Below are 16,411 nucleotides of genomic sequence, written 5' to 3'. Positions count from 1 at the left end.
ACAATGAAAAGGCCGCATAATGCGGCCTTTCTATTATGCGATGGTAGGCCATGGCCTTTGAGCCGGCCGCATGTCCTCATAGGCTTTTGCCAGACGCAACACGCCGAGATCATCGAAACGCTGGCCGAAAATCTGCAAGCCGATTGGCAATCCCGTCGACGTATAGCCGCAATTGATTGAAATCGCAGGTTGCTCGGACATATTCATTGCCACGGTGAAAGCGATATGCTCGAACGGACGCTGGGGATCGTTGACCGGCGATGCCCATTCCGCCGGATAGGTCGCCATCGGCGAGGTTGGCGAAATGATGAAATCAAAACCTTTCGATGCGGCAAGCGCCGCATTGCGCATGGCATCAATCTGGGCGAAACCCATATAAACTTCTTCGCCTGACAGGCCTTCGGCGGTTTCGGTCCACTGATAGATATATGGCAGGATTTTCGCGCGATTTTCGGGCGTCATCTTCTTGATATCTGACCATGAACGCGCACGCCAGAAACGATCAAGACCGTCGATCATTGTGCGATTGAGGAACGGCGCAACCGGCTCTATGATAGCACCAGCATCGGCGAAAAGCTTTGCCGCAGCTTCCACGGCAGCTTTCGTTTCTTCGCCAACTTCTTCGCCAAAACCGGCATCAAGCCATAGGCCGATCTTCAGGCCCTTTACATCAATGTCAAGGTTCATCCAGTCGATATCCTGCTGGGGCAGGCTCATGCCGTCGCGGCGATCTGGCTTTGACAGCACCGACATATAAAGTGCGGTATCGGCAACATCACGGGTCATTGGCCCGGCAACGCGACCGAGAAATGCCGGATCAATGGGAATGCGCCCGAAAGACGGCTTGAGGCCCACAAGACCACACCAGCCAGCAGGCAGACGGACCGAACCACCAATATCAGTACCGACATGCAACGGACCATAACCGGCAGCAGCGGCACTGCCTGCACCCGCACTCGACCCACCCGGATTTGTGCTCAAATCCCACGGATTGCGTGCAAGCTTGTGGAAGCTCGACAAGCCCGACGACAACATGCCGAGGTCGGGCATAGTCGTCTTGGCGAGGAGAACGCCGCCAGCTTCGCGGGTGCGAGCCGCAGCCGGGGCATCAGCAGTGGCAGGCTTCAGCGGCAGCGCCGCACAGCCAAGCGGAACCGGCAGACCTTCCGTTGCGATATTTTCTTTCAGCGTCAGCGGCACACCGTCAATTGCACCCGCAGGTTCGCCCTTCACCCAACGCGCTTCCGATGCTTTTGCCGATGCACGCGCAGCGTCCGGATCATAGGCCCAAAGTGCATTGAGTTTCGGCTCATAGGCTTCGATGCGCTCTATCACTGCTTCGGTCACTTCAACCGGAGAAAGCGTCTTCGCTTTATAGGCATCGACAAGCGCAACGGCCGACAAATCCGCAAGATTTGACATTTAAGTTCCCTTTTTTCATTCCGGCAATTGAAGATTGGCGGTCTGCCGCGGAGCGCGTTTACGCCGTCCCGAGAACGGCTTTGGCACCGCATCGACAAGCGCACGGGTATAGTCGTGCTGCGGATTGTCGAAGACTTCGTTGGTTAGCCCCTGTTCGACGATATTGCCGCGATATATCACGGCAACGCGGTCAGTAATCGCACGTACCACGCCAAGATCATGGCTGATGAAGAGATAGGAAAGGCCGAACTTCTCCTGCAAATCCATCATCAGGTTAAGCACCTGCGCCTGAATAGAAACATCAAGCGCAGAAACCGGCTCGTCGGCAACGATGAGTGCTGGCTTTGTAATCAGCGCGCGCGCAATCGCGATACGCTGACGCTGGCCGCCGGAAAACTCATGCGGGTATTTGTCTGCAGACGCCGGCGGCAATCCAACCGCCGCCAACACTTCCGCCACACGCTCATTGCGTTCAGCCGCGCTTGTTCCTCGTTCCAGAGAAACAATAGGCTCGGATATAATCCGCCGCACTGTATGACGCGGATCAAGCGAACCATACGGATCCTGAAAAATCGCTTGAAAGCCTTTGCGTGCTTCGCGAAGCCCGCCACGATCAAGCGCATAGATGTCCTGCCCGTTGATGAGAATTTGCCCCGATTGCGGGCGTTCCAGCCCCATCACCGCGCGAGCCAACGTGGATTTTCCCGAACCGCTTTCGCCGACAATGCCAAGACTTTGCCCTGCTTCAATGTCAACACTGACGCCATGGAGCACCCGGAGACTCTCCTGCTTCGACAAAAACGAAGCACGCGGCAGGCGGTATTCGCGCACAACGTTGCGCACTTCCAGAATGTGCTTCGTCATGCCATCACCTCGCCTTCGCAAGGATGGAAACAGGCAGCGCGATGCGTAATCCCGTTGTTCTCACCCAGCATATCAAGCGGTGGGATTGTCTGACGGCAATCATCCTGCACAAAGGCACAGCGATCTGCAAATGTGCAATGTGCCGGACGTGTAAGCGGATCAGGCACAACGCCCGGAATAGCCTTCAACCGTTGGCGCCCGCCGGAGCTTGGACGCGCCAGTGCTACACCATGCGGCGAAGCCGCAAAGAGACCACGCGCATAAGGGTGCGCCATGCGGCGAAACACGGCCTCGGTTTGTCCCGTTTCCACAATTCGTCCGGCATACATGACCGCAATACGATCAGTCATTTCCGAAACCACGCCAAGGTCATGGGTGATCAGCATCAGAGCTGTGCCAGTTTCGTCGATCAACTCGTCCATGAGATCGAGAATCTGCGCCTGAACAGTTACATCAAGTGCAGTTGTCGGCTCATCGGCAATCAGCAAATCAGGCTCACAGGCAATCGCCATGGCGATCATCACACGCTGGCGCTGTCCACCCGAAAGCTGATGCGGATAGAGAGCAAGATTAAAACGCGGCGCGGGCAATCCAACGCGGTCGAGAAGCTCGCGGGCTTTTCGTTCTGCATCCGCACGGCTTTCACCAAGATGCAGACGGCGGCCTTCCGCAATCTGCGCGCCGATGGATTTCACCGGATTAAGCGCCGTCATCGGCTCCTGAAAGATCATCGCCATACGGCGCCCACGCATTTTGCACAATTGCGCTTCCGGCAAAGACGCAAGGTCCTGACCGTCAAACCGGAGTGTGCCCCGCACGCGCATGCGATCAGGAAGCAGGCCCATAGCCGCAAGCGCGGTAATGGATTTGCCGCTGCCCGATTCACCCACTATACCGAGGCGTTCGCCGCGATTGAGCGTAAGCGTGATATCGGACACGATATCCGCGACCTTGAGACCGATCGGCAGTTCGACTGACATATTTGTCATTTCAAGCAAAGGAGCGGTCATCTCTGCCTCCTTACGCGCGGGTCGAGCACATCACGCAGCCCATCTCCGAGCATGTTAAGCCCCAGAACGGCAAGCGTGATGGCTAGGCCGGGAAAAATGGCGAGCCATGGCGCGTCATAGATAAAGGTCTGTGCATCGTTGAGCATCTTGCCCCAGCTTGGCATCGGCGGCTGGGTGCCAAGCCCGACATAGGAGAGGCCCGCCTCGGCAACGATTGCCAACGCGAACTGGATCGTCGCCTGCACGATCAGCACGTGATTGATATTTGGCAGCACATGCAGAATTGTGATCGAAATATCGCCACGACCTGCGCAACGTGCGGCCTGCACATATTCCCGCTTCCAAAGTCCAAGTGATGCTCCGCGCGTTACACGCGCAAAGACCGGGATATTGAAAATGCCGATGGCGATCATCGCATTGACGGCACCCGGACCGAAAATAGCGGTGATGATGACAGCGGTAAGAAGTGCCGGAAACGCAAAGGCCAGATCGGTCATGCGCATGACAAAGCCGTCGACCATCCCGCCACGCGCTGCGGCAAAAGCCCCAAGCGGAATACCAAGACCTGCACCGACCAGCACGGCAATGATCGACACGGCAATCGAATTGCGCGCGCCGACCATAATCATGGAAAACACGTCGCGCCCAAAATTATCCGTACCGAAGAAATGGCTGAAGCTCGGTCCCTGCAATTTATCGCGGAAATTCATCGCTGTTGGCGAATAAGGCGTCCAGAAATAGGACACCAGCGCCATAGCTACCAAAATGACGGTAATCAGCGATCCGATAAACAAGCTGCGGCTTAAAAACAGCGTTCGGAAGCGGTTCGGCTTGGCGATGGTCTGAACGTCGCTCATCGGCTACCTCCCGTCGAAAGGCGCGGATCAATGAAGCCATAGACCAGATCAACAACAAAATTGACCGCAATGACGGAGGCAGCAAGCAATGTCACCAGCGACTGCACTGTAATGAGATCGCGCTGCGCAATAGCCTGAAATACCAGCCTTCCAAGACCAGGCAAATTGAAGACGTTTTCGATGATGATGGTTCCTGCGAGCAGAAAGGAGAATTGCAGGCCAATGATGGTGACAACCGGGATCAGCGCATTGGGCACCGCATGACGCCAGAGTGCGGCGTTACGTGTGAGCCCCTTGGCGCGTGCAGTACGCACGAAGTCTTCGCCGAGTGTTTCAATAACGGCGGAGCGTGTCACGCGAGCAAGAATTGCAGCAAGTGGCAAGGCAAGGGCGAGCGCAGGAAGAAACAGCGAACGAATACCTGTCCAGAAGCCATTCTCCCATCCGGCAAAACCAGATGCTGGAAACCAGCCGAGCTGTAGCGCAAACAGAAGGATCAAAAGCAGGCCAAGCCAAAAATTCGGTATTGCGACACCAACCTGCGCTACGCCCATGGAGAGCACATCGCCGGTCTTGCCGCGCTTCGAAGCAGCGTAGACACCAACGGGGATAGCGACCGCGACGGACAGCACCATGGACAGAAGCGCCAGTGGCAGCGTGACCATGATGCGCGGCCCAAGCAATTCGCTGATTGGCACGGAATAAGTATAGCTCGTTCCGAAATCACCTTTCAGGAAACCGCCAATCCAGGAAAGATAGCGCCACCAGAGCGGCTGATCGAGGCCGAGCTGCTTGTGAAGTGCTGCAAGCGTTTCAGGCTGCGCATTGATGCCGAGGATGACTGCTGCGGGATCACCCGGCAGTACCTGCATCAGCAGGAAGACGATGACGGAAGCCGCAAGCGTCGTAAGCAGGAGCGAAACCAATCGCCCGGATATATAAGCCAGCAAAGCGACCTCCTTGAAAAGACGGATACCCGCTTTCCACATTCCAACTCACCGCACGCCCTCCCCTTATCTTTATGGGGTGCACGGCCATTCGTGTTGTTTCCCGCCCCTTTGCCTGCGCGCCGGGGCGGAGTTCTTTTTATTCAGCCCAATAGGCTTGCGTCAGATCATCAGCCGGGATCGGCATGTTCTTCCACAGACCCTTGACGTTCTTGTTCCATACGCCGATTTTCGGCAGCGCATAGAGGAAGATGTTCGGCTCGTCAGCAGCAAGTTTTTCCTGCAGCTTCTTTACGAGTTCGAGCTGTTCCTCATCACTTCCAGCCTCGGCATAGGCCTTGTAGAGCGCCTTATATTCCGGGTTGTTATAGTTGAAGTAGTATTTGTCGCGGGCATAGATATCGAGATCGCGTGCTTCAGTGTGCGCGATGATCGTCGCATCGAAATCCGAGCGTTTGAACACCTGATCCAGCCACTGCGCGAACTCGATCGGCACCAGATTGACCTGAATGCCGACCTCAGCCAGCATCGCCGCAATGATCTCGCCGCCGCGACGCGCATAGGCCGGTGGCGGAAGCGTGATGGTGATCGACGTGCCAGCCGGCACGCCAGCCTCTTCCAGCAACTGCTTCGCCTTGGCCGGATCATATGGATAGGTTTCCGACAGATCGACATAGCCCGGATCGACCGGCGCATAATGCGAGCCAATGGGCGTGCCGAAACCGGAATAAACGCCTTCGATCAGCGCCTTGCTGTCGATGGCATGAGCCAGTGCCTGACGCACCTTCACATTATCGAACGGCGCCTTGGCATTGTTGAGCGACAGCAGAACCTTGCCTGCCGTATCACCCACTTCGACCTGCAGCTTGTCGTCGCTCTTGAAGCGGCTGATCAGCTCCGGTGCCTGGAACATCGGGAACACGTCGATGTCACCGGCGAGGATAGCCGCAGCAGCTGCCGACGGATCGCTCACGAAGCGGAACGTGACGGCTGAAAGCTTTGCAGGCTCGCCCCAATAATCCGCATTGCGTTCCAGCTCCACGCGGTCGCCCTGCACCCAGCGCTTGAACTTGAACGGGCCCGTGCCCACAGGCTTGGTCTTGTTGTCGGCAGCCGAATTCGGCGCGACCATGACCGCGTCACCCCAGCCCATATTGAACAGGAAGTTCGAGGTAGGCCGCTTCAGCGTGACAACGGCAGTTGCGGGATCAGGGCATTCCGTGCTCGCAATCGGTTCAAACAGCCCCTTTTGCGCGTTGGTGGAATCAGGTGCCACCGCACGCTCATAGGAGAACTTTGCGACCGAGCAGTCAAACGGCGTGCCGTCATGAAACTTCACGCCTTGCCGCAGCTTGAACGTATAGGTTTTCTTGTCGTCGGAGACAGTCCAGCTTTCGGCCAGAAGCGGCTTCACCGTGCCGTCTTCGACAATGCGCACCAGACCTTCATAAAGGTTGGCATAGGTAACCTGCCGGATACCGGCGGCGGCATTGGCCGTCGGATCGAGGCCCGGCGGTTCCAGCACTTCGCCAACCACCAGTGTATCTTTTGCAAATGCACCGTTGATCGATGCCAGCATCGCGGCTGTTATCAGCCCGGCTTTCAGCAGTTTACCCATTGTTCCTCTTTGGCTCCCCTTGCCTCTTTTTTAAATCGAACGCCCACCATCCACGTCGAGCGCAACCCCGGTAATCATAGAGGCAGCGGGCGAGCAAAGGAAAGCCGCAGCTTCAGCCAGATCGTCGGGTTTCAACAGGCGGCCCATCGGGATGGAATCGCGGAACTTCTTGCGGATTTCCTCGGTGTCCTCGCCCATGAAGGTGGTGAGAAGCGGCGTTTCACCGGCAACCGGGTTCAATGCAACCACGCGAATCTTCGCTGGAGCAAGCTCGATAGCCAGCGCCTTTGTCACCGACACGACCCAGCCCTTGGTGGCATTGTACCAGGCGAGGTTCGGACGCGGGCGACCGGCACCAGTCGAAGCGACGTTCAGAATGACGCCTTCACCGTTCTTTTTCATATGCGGGATGAGCTTGCGCGTCATCAGATAGACGCCGCGCACATTGACGCCGAGAATGCGGTCAAATTCTTCCGGCTCAACCAGTTCGGCATTTTGCGGCTTGTGACCGATACCGGCATTGTTGATGAGAATATCAACCTTACCGAATTTCGACAGAGCGGCTTCCACCGCTGCATCAACATCGGCTTCCTTGGAAATATCGGCAGCCACAGCCAGCGCCGCATCGCCGATTTCGCCTGCGACGCGCTCAGCACCTGCCTTGTCGCGGTCGACGATGACGACCTTCGCGCCGCCACTAGCGAAGCGCTTCGCCATGCCTTCGCCAAACCCAGAACCTGCTCCCGTGATGAGCGCGACCTTACCTTCAAGCGACACTGTAATTCTCCCGAATGCTATTTCCAGCGCATTTTCGGACGGGAAACCGGTTCCCACTTTCCCTGAAAATGCTAATTTCAGCCATGCCAGACCGAGATGGTTTTCAACGAGGCAAACCCGTAGAGCGCCTCAAAACCCTTCTCGCGACCATGGCCGGATTTCTTCACGCCACCGAATGGCAGCTCGATACCGCCACCGGCACCGTAATTGTTGATGAACACCTGTCCCGAATGGATCGCATGAGCGAGTCTGAACTGTCGTCCGCCGTCATTGGTCCAGACACCGCAAACAAGGCCGTAAGACGTGCCATTGGCAATCGCGATGGCTTCTTCCTCAGTGTCGAAAGGCAGGATGACCTGCACCGGACCGAAGATTTCTTCCTGCGCCAGACGATGATCGGCAGGAACATCGCGGATCAAGGTCGGTAGAACATAAGCCCCGCCTTCCGGCGCGTTATCGGCAAGAACACCTTGCGCAGCGATGGCCAGACCATCTTCTTTAGCGACATCAAGATAGCCTTCGATAATTTCTTTCTGACGCTGCGAGACAACCGGACCGACTGACAAATCTTCTCCTGCCGGGCCAACCTTCAATGCGCGATAGCGTTCGCTCATCCGGGCGACGACATCCTCGTAGATACTGCGTTCGACCAGAATACGCGACGACGCCGAGCAGGTCTGACCGGCATTTTGGATACCCGCGTTCACAAGGAATGGAACAGCGCGCTCGATATCAGCATCAGCAAAGACGATCTGCGGAGACTTGCCACCAAGTTCGAGCGTAACAGGCACGGTGTTTTTCGCAGCTGCGGCCTGAATGAGTTCACCAGTGCGCACCGATCCGGTGAACGAGATGTGATTGACGTCAGGATGTTCGGAGAGCGCCGCACCGGCTTCCGCGCCGAGTCCGGTCACCACATTCAACGCGCCTTTCGGAAGGCCCACCTTCTGAGCAATCTTCGCGAATTCCAGAATCGTCAGGCAGGCTTCTTCGGCAGGCTTGACCACGGCTGCATTGCCCATGGCCAGCGCTGCGCCAAGGCTGCGGCCCAAAATCTGCATCGGATAGTTCCACGGAATGATGTGCCCCGTGACGCCATGCGGCTCATAGATCGACAGAACCGTAAAACCATTCTGATAAGGCAGCGTGTCGCCATGCACCTTGTCGGCAGAAGCGCCATAAAATTCGAGGTAACGCGCCAGCGCCACCACATCGGCACGCGCCTGTGTGACCGGCTTGCCGACATCTTTCGATTCCAGATCGGTCAGGAGATCGATATTCTTCAGCACTTCTTCCGAAATGCGGTGCAGCACACGACCACGCTCGGTCGCCGTCAGCTTGCCCCACTCGCCGGAAAGCGCGCTACGGGCCGCAGCCACTGCCAGATCGATATCGGCCTTGGTGCCACGCGCAATCAGCGCAAGATCGCTGCCGTCGGAAGGATTTCGGAGCGTGATATGCTCGCCGCCAACGGCATCCTGCCATTCGCCCGCGATGAAATTGCCATAACGGAGCAAGCCGGCTCCTCCCGTCTTGTTCTCATGCTTCATTTTCATTCTCCCGAAGAGGCATTTCCGCCTCAAGTCTCGCGGTTGTGGCGCGAATATGCGCCCGCGCCAGCCGCTCGGCTTCTTCGCCATCGCGTGCAGCAATGGCTTCGACAATTGCGCCATGTTCGCGGATAGCATCGCGCGCCCTGTCCACGGACAACGAGAACGAAGGCGCAAAAACCTGCGATGTCATCCGCAGAAGCGGCACGAAGGCTATCAGCGACGCGTTGCCCGCCGTGCTCATCACCGCCATATGAAAATCGACATTGGACTGGGTATAGGCTTTCGGGTCCCACGGATCGACGACCGTACCCTGACCCACAACATGTGCGCGCAGTTTTGCAATATCCGCATCGCTGGCCCGCTCGGCGGCAAAACGCGCGGCCACACCGTCGAGCACTTCACGCACGGCATAGGCATCAATCAGGCGGGTAAGATCGGCAGAAGCCACGCGAACACCACGACCGGGAAGATGAACAACCAGTCCGTCACGCTCCAGAACACGCAAGGCTTCCCGCAAGGGCGTCCGACTGATGCCAAACTCAGCGGCCATGTGCTCCTGTCGGAGTATCGCGCCCGGCGCATAGACGCCCGCATAGATTCGCTCGCGAAGTGCCTCTGCAACTTCATCCAGCAAACGGGTCTGACTGCGCCATTCAAAAGCCGCCAATAGAAAAGCCTCCCAACTTTTCTGGACACAATATCCTGGATACAAAATCAGTCAATCCGAAATTGAAGCCTATTCCGAAAAGTATCCAAGGGGGTTTGGACAAAGGCCACCAGCATCAAAAATAGCCTCAAACTGAAGAGGATACCTGGCTGCAACAAGGGCGAATGGAGCAAAGCAGTTATCGAAGAGCTTTGGCAAATTTGAGAATTTTCTTACGACATGATCCAGTGCTAGCCAGTCAAGGCTAATGCAAACTATATTTATCCTATGGATAATCTCGTATCACGACAGTATAGGTCAGGCGACTTTTCTGCCTGTATGGCGATTTTCGATAGCAATGTGCCAACCTTTTTTGCACTGCAAGAACGCAAGGAGTTTTGCGAGTATTTGCAAAGCATCAACACCGCAGGCATGCCTTTTCTGGTATTTTTGCACAAAGGCTCAATCGTTGCTTGCGGAGGGCTTACAATCGAACCAGACAAGCGGCAAGCGTCTCTATCGTGGGGAATGGTCGGCAAGGCATTTCACAGACAGGGGTTGGGTACCCATTTGGTGGAAGCGAGGCTGACGTTGGCACGTTCTATACCAGAAATCGATGAATTGGTGTTGGCGACCAGCCAGCATACCCACGGTTTCTATGAGAGATTCGGCTTCGTAATTTCTAAAATTACACCTGATGGTTTCGGTTCTGGATTGGACCGCTGGGATATGACTCTGCGTTTCGAATAGAGCCCGCTTATAAAATCGGATTTTCAAAACCGAGGTATTTAAACATCAATACCCAACCGGATGTGAGCCGCATAAAAACGCCGCGACAAGCGCGGCGTTTTTTCTGCATATTTCGATTTACAGGAAGCTCTCTGGAATTGGCTTCCACTCGCCATCTTGATTATCGAACTGCGGAATATGCGCGAGACTGTGAAGCAGCTTCACATCATCGCCAAGCACTTCCTGCCAATCCCTGGCTTCAGTGAGGATAACGCCAACACCGACAACTTCGCCGCCTGCCTTACGCACCAGCTCAACCGAACCCTTGAGGCTCGAACCGGACGCAACCACATCATCCACCACAACTACGCGCTTGCCTTCAAGCAGCGGAATTGCCTGACGGTCGAGAAGCAGACGCTGCTCACCCTTCGACGTGATGGACGAGATTGTCTGTACCAACGCATCGCCAAGATGAATCTTTGGTGACTTTTGCAAGATCACATAATCATCAAGACCAAGAGCACGTGACACTTCAATCGCTACCGGAATACCAAGTGTTGCAGCGCCGACGATCACATCTGGCTTCAGCGGTGCAAGCTTTTCAGCCAATGCCTTGCCCACATGCTCACCAAAATGCACACCGAGATCAATGACCATCATCAGCGAAATAGCGAAGTTCGGATTGATCGGCACGATCGGCAGATCAACCTTGCTGCCCGCCACATCGACGGTCCAGACCTGACCGTTTCCGGAGAGTTTCGCACTGTCTTCAGTCATCGTTTTGCATCCTTGGGATTGAAGCATTTCCAGCAAAAGTGTGAAACGGTTTTGCGCCCGGAAATGCGTGAAAACAAACCGTCAGAGCGGTTCCAACTATTCATCTTTTGTGGGCACCGCTCTGAGTCTCGATTCGACCAGCAGGCCGACATTACGCCATGTGGTACGCTTGCGCTTGGTGTCAAAGCCATAAATAGCAAGAGACAGCGAAATAGCGTGGGCCATACGGATCGCCTGCACCAGAAGCGGCACTCCGCGCGCCAGTGCAAAACGCAGACGCATGGGGAACGAAACGTCGTCAATTTCCATACCGCGTGCACGCTGCGCATCAGCGATGCGCTCGAAATCCTCACGCAACATCGGAATGATACCGAACGTCAGTGACAAGACAAGCGTCACCATTGGCGGCAGACGTGCAGCGCTGGCCGCAGCCAGAATGGAGCCGGGTGTGCTGGTTTCCATAACGAAATAGAAGGCTGCGGTGGTCGTTACCAGACGCGCCGCCATGCCTGCTGCAATAGGCAAAGTATCAACGAATGCCATGCCTTGCAGCACGAGATTGAGAATCCAGCTTGCCATGACGAGCAATGTCAGAAGCACTGCACCTTTGAGATAGCCGCGAAGGCCCGGCACCTTGACCAACACCAGAAAACCGACCGTGACCAGCGCAAGCGGTAAACCATATTTCCAGCCCGGCACCAGCCAGGCTGCAAGCATGACCAGAAATGCTGCTGCAAGTTTTACGAAGAAGTTGAGGTCATAGAAGATTTTCATGCCGCTTCTCCGGTCTCGACAACACGCGGCTTCGGCCAGCCAAGTGCACTGTATGCCTCTGAACTCCATGATGCATCCACATCGCCGTCAAAGGTGACATGGCCACGATCCAGGATCATGACGCGAGATGAAACATCATCCACGAGTTCCAGATCGTGAGAGATCAACATCACAGCACGGTTTTCAGCGAGCGCTGTTTCCAGGAACAGCTCCAGCATGCGCCGACCGTTTAAATCACGCGCCAGAAGCGGCTCGTCGAGAATTGCAACTGAAGCACCGGCTGCCTCTGCACAAGCAAGCCCAAGCAAAGCCTGCTGACGCGACGAGAGAGCAAACGGGTTGGTTTCCTCGTGTCCACCAAGGCCATATTTTTGCAAACAAGCGGTCGCACGTGCCGTAACCACATCGTCTTTTGGTGCGCGCGTGGCAGCGGTAATCGCAAACACCACTTCTTCCAGCACTGTCATATTGAACAGGATACGGCGCATATTCTGTGGCAGATAGGCGATGGAACGTGCGCGCTTTGCAGCCGTCCATTTGTCGGCATTCTCGCCGCCAATGGTAATGGTGCCAGCCGCAATTTTCTGAAGCCCCAGAATAGACTGAAACAGCGTAGTTTTGCCCGCACCGTTTTTGCCGATCAGTGCAACAACTTCACCAGCGCGAATTTCAAAATTCACGTTTTCCAGAACCGGTTGCCCATCACGGCGCTGAAGCTGGGTCTTGATCCCGGAAACAGAAACAAGCACTTTGCCATTTTCTTTGGCGCCTGCAAGACGCTTGCGAACGCCAATGGGCGGAAGAACGCCTGCATCTTCCCAAGCCGCAGCATCATTGATGATTTCGGAAAGCGACACCAGAGGCGCCAACTTTCCATCTTTCAACAAACCGACATTCGTCACCACAGCCTGCAAAGACGCCGGGTCTTGTTCTGCGATCAGCAGAGCTGGGATTTCCGCGCCGAGCTTCTTCAAAACGCGGACAAGACGCTGCCGTGCAGCTGGATCGAGACCCGTGGTCGGCTCATCGAGAATAAGCAGCTTCGGCTCTGCTGCCAGTGCCGCAGCCATCGCAACCATCCGGCGCTCGCCGCCCGACAGCGTCAGCACGCGACGACCACGCAAAGCGTTAAGTTCCAGCTCATTCAGGAGATCGTCGATCCGTGCACGGATGACATCTCTGGCGAGACCGCGATTTTCCAGCGGAAATGCGACGAGGTCTTCAACGCTCAGATCCCATAGCTGGTCTTCGACATTCTGCGACACCACCCCGACCATGCTGAAGAGTTCGTCCTTCGGCATGGAGGAAAGTGGCTTACCATTAAGCGATATTTCGCCAGCGAAAACCTGAGGCGTGATCAGACGCGGCACAATGCCAGACGCAGCGTTGAGCAGCGTGGTTTTACCACTACCGCCCGCGCCGCAAATAAGAAGGCGTTCGCCATCACGAATATTCAGGCTGGCTTCGGCGATGCCCAAAACGGAATCGCCAAAGCCTACTTTTACATTCTGTAGTTGGAGCACTTTTTTAGGCTCGCAATCAGAAACGGGTAAAGCCGGACGGATGAGCGCCCTTGAGGATCTTCAGAGCTGGAACGACCAGCAGTGGCGTACCAATGAGCATTGGTACGATATCAGAGAGACCGAGATACATAACCGCCCACCAATATGGGAAAATGCCAAGATAGGCCAGGCTGGCCGAAACAGCAGCCACCATCAAAAGACCAACAACAAGGCAGGTTGCCGCAATTTTAATCAGCGTTGCGCGATTGAATGTGGTGGTCTTTGGATCAAACAGCATGCCCGGGATCAAGCCAGTCAGACCGACCATGATGCCATCGATGATAAGCGAATGCGCAGGAATGAATGTTCCAGCAAGCAACGACCAGATAACGGTGCCGAGATAACCGCAGATAAAACCGCTTTTACGGCCAAGAAGAATGCCGACGAGCGGCGGAAGGAAAGCGAAGATACGCCACTGGATAACACCAGGCACGAGCTGGATAGGGTTCGCATAGGCCCAGAGAACGCCTGTTGCAGCAGCAGCAACGATTGAAAGAACGATTGGAAACAAAGTGTTTCCATCATTGTGAGTGATGGTGGTGTTGGACATTATCATAATCCCGTAAAGCGCCTCCCGCTTGCAATAAGCAAGAACCATGCCGTTTGGCTGTCGCAGCGAGCGAAAGGAACTTTAAGATGGTAAAAGTGGGGGCTATCCTGTCGGCATATCTGTAGCGCTATGAACAGGCAAAAACACTGCGCTTGCAGTAGAGTCAAGCAGTCTCACGGTGTTTGACGCAATGAGTCACATTAAATCGGCCTGTTAAAGCAATATTCGATCATTCCCCCACAATTTCGGAAAGCATTTCGACCAATTGCCGTATCTGGTCGGGGCCATTCTCCATATGTCGGATGACGATTTCCATAGGATCAACAGCAGGCAAACCCGCTGCAGCAGGCACAATGCGGTGCACAGGCTGCGCGACACGTGTAGGGAGAAGGCTGACGCCCAATCCTTCTGCAACTGCACTTTGAACACTTGCGAGACTGGAACTGGTAAAAACGACATGCCACGGCCGTCCGATGCGGTCGAGCGCTTCCATCATATCACTGCGGTAAAGGCCATTTGGCGGGAACACGACCAGCGGCAAAGAATCAATATCCGAAACCGGATAGTCCGCACTTTCCAGCCATGACAGTGGTTCAGGCCAGTGCATCGTCCCCACAGTCTCTCCACGTTTCTGCTTGATCATGACAAGATCAAACTCGCCCGTTTCAAAGCCCTTCTGTAGCTCGCGACTTAACCCACTGGTCACTTCCAGCTTCATGTTGGGATGTGTACGCAGGAAAGCTGCGAGCGCCGGCGTCACGAGCCTTGCCGCAAAATCCTCAGCCAATCCAAGTCGGAAAACGGCGGTAAGCGCGTTACCGGTCATGGCTGCAGCCGCCTCATCATGCAAATGCAGCATGCGTCGTGCATAGCCGAGCAGCTTTTCGCCAGCGTCTGTTGGGCGGATATCATGGCGTGCACGCTCCAGAAGAGATTGCTCCGCTGCTTCTTCAAGGCGGAGGATTTTCTGGCTTACAGTCGATTGCGTGGAATGCAACTGTTGTGCGGCGACCGTGAAGCTCCGGCTATCAACAACAGCCACAAAAGCACGCAGGAGATCGAGACTGAATACGTTATTCATAATCTGAATGAATACCAGTTGAACATTTAATTTCTAAATATGACTTATAGCTAGTATTTAATCAATAAATTAGGAGCACCGCCGATGCGTCAAACGATACTTAGCTTGAGTGCCTTGGCATTGATTGCAGGGACGATAGTCGTGACCGAACCAACTCTGCCGAGCCACCACGCCGCAGCACGCGCGCAAAGCTCGCTCATTGACGCCGCCACAGCAGGCAATCTTCCCGCTGTAAACGATGCCATTAAAGCAGGTGTTAATCTGGACGCGCGTGGCAACCGGGGCGAAACAGCCCTGCTGGCTGCCACCCATGCCAATCATGTCGATGTCGCTCGCGCGCTTATTGAAGCGGGCGCGGACGTAAACGCCAAAGATGCGATCAAGGATAGCCCTTATCTTTATGCGGGCGCACGCGGTCATCTCGAAATCCTGAAACTCACGCTCTCTCACGGGGCTGACCTTAAAAGTACCAATCGCTATGGTGGCACAGCACTGATCCCGGCGTCAGAACGTGGTCATGTGGAAACCGTACGGACGCTGATTGAAGCAGGCGTGAAGGTCGATCACGTCAATAATCTCGGTTGGACCGCTCTTCTCGAAGCCATCATCCTGGGTGACGGTGGGCAACGTCATGTCGATATCGTGAAATTACTGATTGATGCAGGAGCAGATGTAAATCTTGCCGATAATGATGGCATTACGCCATTACAGCATGCACGTCAGCGCGGCTTTGCGCCCATGGTGGCGATGCTGGAAAAGGCTGGCGCGAAATGAGTATGAACAACGCATTTCTTGATCAGGCAATTGCGCTTGCGTTTGAAAACGTCGAGCAAGGCGGACGCCCATTCGGTGCAGTCGTCGTAAAAGACGAAAAGGTCATCGCCACGGGCGTTAACCGCATGCAGGCAGATTGCGATCCAACTGCCCATGCCGAATTACTGGCACTGCGCGCAGCAGGCAAAATATTGCAGTCCCCGCGTCTCGACGGTTGCAGTGTTTATGCAAGCGGCCAGCCCTGCCCCATGTGTTTTGCTGCCATGCGCATGTCAGGTGTTACCGAAATCGTGTTCGCCTACTCAAACGATCAGGCTGCCCCCTACAATCTCTCGACGGCAAAAATTGCCGAAGAGCTTTCCAGGCCTATAAGCGAGCAAACGGGCATCAAGGTTGAGCATTGCTCCCCTGACGATGGCGAACGGCTCTATCGCGCATGGCAGAAAAAAGAACAGTCAAAGCGCTAGATA

General features: G+C 55.3%; 17 protein-coding genes. 3 read left to right on the top strand and 14 right to left on the bottom strand.

From position 1 onward, the window contains the following. Positions 1 to 33: 33 nt before the first annotated feature. From ACSME1_RS16765 to ACSME1_RS16725, 9 genes are all read right to left on the bottom strand, one after another. The gene (locus ACSME1_RS16765) at positions 34 to 1,422 is read right to left on the bottom strand and encodes an amidase (RefSeq protein WP_105706374.1); all 1,389 of its coding nucleotides are present in this window, start codon (positions 1,420 to 1,422) and stop codon (positions 34 to 36) included. A 15-nt stretch (positions 1,423 to 1,437) separates the two neighbouring features. Further along, positions 1,438 to 2,286, bottom strand: coding sequence for an ATP-binding cassette domain-containing protein (locus ACSME1_RS16760; protein ID WP_105534634.1), 849 nt, complete (start codon positions 2,284 to 2,286; stop codon positions 1,438 to 1,440). Continuing rightward, complete coding sequence (locus tag ACSME1_RS16755; protein WP_105706376.1) at positions 2,283 to 3,296, bottom strand: ABC transporter ATP-binding protein; 1,014 nt, start codon at positions 3,294 to 3,296, stop codon at positions 2,283 to 2,285. Before ACSME1_RS16755 ends, ACSME1_RS16760 begins: the two co-directional genes overlap by 4 nt. After that, positions 3,293 to 4,153: an ABC transporter permease gene (locus ACSME1_RS16750; protein ID WP_100557096.1), complete on the bottom strand. Its 861-nt coding sequence runs from the start codon at positions 4,151 to 4,153 to the stop codon at positions 3,293 to 3,295. The genes ACSME1_RS16755 and ACSME1_RS16750 overlap by 4 nt, the downstream gene beginning before the upstream one ends. Beyond that, positions 4,150 to 5,103 (bottom strand): ABC transporter permease, encoded by a 954-nt coding sequence (locus tag ACSME1_RS16745; RefSeq protein ID WP_100558007.1) that lies wholly within the window; start codon positions 5,101 to 5,103, stop codon positions 4,150 to 4,152. Before ACSME1_RS16745 ends, ACSME1_RS16750 begins: the two co-directional genes overlap by 4 nt. Before the next feature lie 136 nt (positions 5,104 to 5,239). After that, complete coding sequence (locus ACSME1_RS16740; protein ID WP_100557097.1) at positions 5,240 to 6,718, bottom strand: ABC transporter substrate-binding protein; 1,479 nt, start codon at positions 6,716 to 6,718, stop codon at positions 5,240 to 5,242. A 30-nt stretch (positions 6,719 to 6,748) separates the two neighbouring features. After that, complete coding sequence (locus ACSME1_RS16735; RefSeq protein WP_100557098.1) at positions 6,749 to 7,495, bottom strand: SDR family oxidoreductase; 747 nt, start codon at positions 7,493 to 7,495, stop codon at positions 6,749 to 6,751. Between the two features lie 77 nt (positions 7,496 to 7,572). Next, complete coding sequence (locus tag ACSME1_RS16730; protein ID WP_105534636.1) at positions 7,573 to 9,045, bottom strand: aldehyde dehydrogenase family protein; 1,473 nt, start codon at positions 9,043 to 9,045, stop codon at positions 7,573 to 7,575. Further along, positions 9,035 to 9,715, bottom strand: a complete 681-nt coding sequence (locus ACSME1_RS16725; RefSeq protein WP_105534637.1) for a GntR family transcriptional regulator — start codon at positions 9,713 to 9,715, stop codon at positions 9,035 to 9,037. The genes ACSME1_RS16730 and ACSME1_RS16725 overlap by 11 nt, the downstream gene beginning before the upstream one ends. 318 nt (positions 9,716 to 10,033) lie before the next feature. On the opposite strand from ACSME1_RS16725, the gene ACSME1_RS16720 reads away from it, so the two are divergent. Next, positions 10,034 to 10,444, top strand: a complete 411-nt coding sequence (locus ACSME1_RS16720; RefSeq protein ID WP_235822375.1) for a GNAT family N-acetyltransferase — start codon at positions 10,034 to 10,036, stop codon at positions 10,442 to 10,444. Between the two features lie 117 nt (positions 10,445 to 10,561). Here the strand turns inward: ACSME1_RS16720 and ACSME1_RS16715 are convergent, their stop codons facing one another. From ACSME1_RS16715 to ACSME1_RS16695, 5 genes are all read right to left on the bottom strand, one after another. Beyond that, a complete protein-coding gene (locus ACSME1_RS16715) occupies positions 10,562 to 11,200 on the bottom strand; it encodes a phosphoribosyltransferase family protein (protein WP_105706377.1) in 639 nt (212 codons plus the stop codon). A gap of 96 nt (positions 11,201 to 11,296) precedes the next feature. Next, complete coding sequence (locus ACSME1_RS16710) at positions 11,297 to 11,974, bottom strand: energy-coupling factor transporter transmembrane component T family protein (RefSeq protein WP_105534640.1); 678 nt, start codon at positions 11,972 to 11,974, stop codon at positions 11,297 to 11,299. After that, entirely contained in the window at positions 11,971 to 13,497 is a 1,527-nt protein-coding gene (locus ACSME1_RS16705; RefSeq protein ID WP_105706379.1) for an ABC transporter ATP-binding protein, read from the bottom strand. Before ACSME1_RS16705 ends, ACSME1_RS16710 begins: the two co-directional genes overlap by 4 nt. A gap of 16 nt (positions 13,498 to 13,513) precedes the next feature. Further along, positions 13,514 to 14,086, bottom strand: coding sequence for an aminotriazole resistance protein (locus tag ACSME1_RS16700; RefSeq protein WP_100558008.1), 573 nt, complete (start codon positions 14,084 to 14,086; stop codon positions 13,514 to 13,516). 229 nt (positions 14,087 to 14,315) lie between these two features. Beyond that, complete coding sequence (locus ACSME1_RS16695) at positions 14,316 to 15,167, bottom strand: LysR family transcriptional regulator (protein WP_105534642.1); 852 nt, start codon at positions 15,165 to 15,167, stop codon at positions 14,316 to 14,318. A gap of 84 nt (positions 15,168 to 15,251) precedes the next feature. Here ACSME1_RS16695 and ACSME1_RS16690 point away from each other — a divergent pair, with 84 nt between their 5' ends. Together ACSME1_RS16690 and ACSME1_RS16685 are read left to right on the top strand one after the other, a co-directional pair. Next, positions 15,252 to 15,941, top strand: coding sequence for an ankyrin repeat domain-containing protein (locus ACSME1_RS16690; RefSeq protein ID WP_105706381.1), 690 nt, complete (start codon positions 15,252 to 15,254; stop codon positions 15,939 to 15,941). Continuing rightward, entirely contained in the window at positions 15,938 to 16,408 is a 471-nt protein-coding gene (locus ACSME1_RS16685) for a nucleoside deaminase (RefSeq protein ID WP_105706383.1), read from the top strand. The genes ACSME1_RS16690 and ACSME1_RS16685 overlap by 4 nt, the downstream gene beginning before the upstream one ends. Positions 16,409 to 16,411: the final 3 nt, after the last annotated feature.

Source organism: Brucella pituitosa (assembly GCF_965577835.1).
In the GTDB taxonomy this organism is placed as follows: Bacteria; Pseudomonadota; Alphaproteobacteria; order Rhizobiales; family Rhizobiaceae; genus Brucella; species Brucella pituitosa.
This window is presented reverse-complemented; position numbering and strand designations above follow the sequence as displayed.

Coding starts and splice junctions, on each gene's coding strand:
- ACSME1_RS16765 (WP_105706374.1), bottom strand. CDS start 1,422: ATGTCAAATCTTGCGGATTTGTCGGCCGTTGCGCTTGTCGATGCCTAT.
- ACSME1_RS16760 (WP_105534634.1), bottom strand. CDS start 2,286: ATGACGAAGCACATTCTGGAAGTGCGCAACGTTGTGCGCGAATACCGC.
- ACSME1_RS16755 (WP_105706376.1), bottom strand. CDS start 3,296: ATGACCGCTCCTTTGCTTGAAATGACAAATATGTCAGTCGAACTGCCG.
- ACSME1_RS16750 (WP_100557096.1), bottom strand. CDS start 4,153: ATGAGCGACGTTCAGACCATCGCCAAGCCGAACCGCTTCCGAACGCTG.
- ACSME1_RS16740 (WP_100557097.1), bottom strand. CDS start 6,718: ATGGGTAAACTGCTGAAAGCCGGGCTGATAACAGCCGCGATGCTGGCA.
- ACSME1_RS16730 (WP_105534636.1), bottom strand. CDS start 9,045: ATGAAGCATGAGAACAAGACGGGAGGAGCCGGCTTGCTCCGTTATGGC.
- ACSME1_RS16720 (WP_235822375.1), top strand. CDS start 10,034: ATGGCGATTTTCGATAGCAATGTGCCAACCTTTTTTGCACTGCAAGAA.
- ACSME1_RS16715 (WP_105706377.1), bottom strand. CDS start 11,200: ATGACTGAAGACAGTGCGAAACTCTCCGGAAACGGTCAGGTCTGGACC.
- ACSME1_RS16710 (WP_105534640.1), bottom strand. CDS start 11,974: ATGAAAATCTTCTATGACCTCAACTTCTTCGTAAAACTTGCAGCAGCA.
- ACSME1_RS16700 (WP_100558008.1), bottom strand. CDS start 14,086: ATGTCCAACACCACCATCACTCACAATGATGGAAACACTTTGTTTCCA.
- ACSME1_RS16695 (WP_105534642.1), bottom strand. CDS start 15,167: ATGAATAACGTATTCAGTCTCGATCTCCTGCGTGCTTTTGTGGCTGTT.
- ACSME1_RS16690 (WP_105706381.1), top strand. CDS start 15,252: ATGCGTCAAACGATACTTAGCTTGAGTGCCTTGGCATTGATTGCAGGG.
- ACSME1_RS16685 (WP_105706383.1), top strand. CDS start 15,938: ATGAGTATGAACAACGCATTTCTTGATCAGGCAATTGCGCTTGCGTTT.